The organism is Kitasatospora sp. NPDC127067 (assembly GCF_042724755.1).
Lineage (GTDB): Bacteria > Actinomycetota > Actinomycetes > Streptomycetales > Streptomycetaceae > Kitasatospora > Kitasatospora lactacystinica.
In genome coordinates, this window is record NZ_JBHXEM010000304.1 from 1 (window position 1) to 1522 (window position 1522).

A 1522-nucleotide genomic window follows, 5' to 3' on the forward strand; every position below is an offset into this window, starting at 1 on the left:
CCTCTCTGTCAGCCTTGGGTGAGACATCCCGCTTTGTCGGGTTAGCCTGAGGGGGCCCGAGTAGGAGTTCCACCCCTGATGACCAGCAGTAATCCGTCCGCCACTGACCCGGCTCCCCGGCCGAAGCGCCGCACGTTCAGCCCCGAGTACAAGCTGCGGATCGTCGCCGAGTACGACGCCGCGCCCGAGGGTGAGAAGGGCGCGGTCCTGCGCCGCGAGCGCCTGTACCACTCCCATGTCACCGAGTGGCGGGCCGCACGCGATGCCGGGGCCCTGGAGAACCTGGTCGACCACCGTACGAGTCCGGCCCGCCCGAAGAAGTCCGCCTCTGAGGTCGAGAACGAGAAGCTGCGCCGGCAGGTGGAACGGTTGGAGAAGGAGCTCGCCCGGAACAAGGCCGCCTTGGAGGTTCTGGGAAAAGCGTCGGCGCTCTTGGAAATGATCTCCGAGAGCGCGGACTGACCCATGCCGCCGACCCGGTCGTGGACGAGGCGTTCACCGCCGTCGAACACGAGCTGGGCACCACGGCCGCGTGCCGCCTGACCGGCCGCTCCCGGGCCACCCACTACCGCAGGCTGAAACCGCCGTCCGCACGCCGGCCCAGGGTCGCGCAGGTCCAGCCGTCGGCCCTGACGACCGAAGAGCGCGAAGCGGTGCTGGCATTGATGAACAGCCCCGAGTACGCCGAGCTGCCGCCCGCGCAGATCTGGGCCCGCGAGCTGGACACCGGGCGTTACCACTGCTCGGTCTCCACGATGTACCGGATCCTGCGCGAGCGCGGCCAATCGGGCGAGCGGCGCCGCCAGGCCACCCACCCGGCCAGGACGGTGCCCGAACTGGTCGCCACCGCTTCCTCGCAGGTGTGGTCATGGGACATCACCAAAGCAGCCGGCCCCCGCAAGGGCATCTGGTACCACGCCTACGTCATCATCGACATCTTCAGCCGCTACGTCGTCGGCCACACCGTCGAGCCGGTCGAATCAGCCGAACGGGCCGAGGAGTTGATCCGCGAGGCCATCGAGCGCAACGGCATCGTGCCCGAGACCGTGCACGCCGACCGCGGCACTTCCATGACCTCCAAGAAGGTCTCCCAGCTGCTGATCGACCTCGGCGTCACCAGAAGCCACTCCCGACCCAAAGTCTCCAACGACAACCCCTACAGCGAGGCCCAGTTCAAGACCACCAAGTACATGGCCGACTTCCCGCAGCGGTTCGACTCCCTGGCCCACGCCCGCGAATGGTTCGACGCCTTCATCTCGTACTACAACCACGAGCACCGGCACTCGGGTATCGGCCTCCACACGCCCGCCAGCGTCCACTTCGGCACCGCCGAGGAAATCCGCGACCAGCGGGCCGTCACCCTCGCCGAGGCCTACGCACGGCACCCCGAACGCTTCGACCGCCGCCCCAGACCACCCGAGATCCCGCAGGCAGCATGGATCAACGACCCCAGTAAGCGCAGGGAACCCGCACCACAAACCTCATAACATCACGACCGTCTCACTGGACTTGAAATCTTCCG

The 1522-nt window shown here is 67.4% G+C and carries 2 protein-coding genes; both read left to right on the forward strand.

Annotated features, from left to right (window positions below; genetic code table 11):
• Positions 1 to 78: 78 nt before the first annotated feature.
• Complete coding sequence (locus tag ACFWJ4_RS41600; protein WP_380554684.1) at positions 79 to 462, forward strand: transposase; 384 nt, start codon at positions 79 to 81, stop codon at positions 460 to 462.
• A 20-nt stretch (positions 463 to 482) separates the two neighbouring features.
• The gene (locus ACFWJ4_RS41605) at positions 483 to 1487 is read left to right on the forward strand and encodes an IS3 family transposase (RefSeq protein WP_380554687.1); all 1005 of its coding nucleotides are present in this window, start codon (positions 483 to 485) and stop codon (positions 1485 to 1487) included.
• Positions 1488 to 1522 lie beyond the last annotated feature (35 nt).

Excerpts from the sequence above, each read along its gene's own strand:
- ACFWJ4_RS41600 (WP_380554684.1), top strand. The coding sequence starts at position 79 with ATGACCAGCAGTAATCCGTCCGCCACTGACCCGGCTCCCCGGCCGAAG.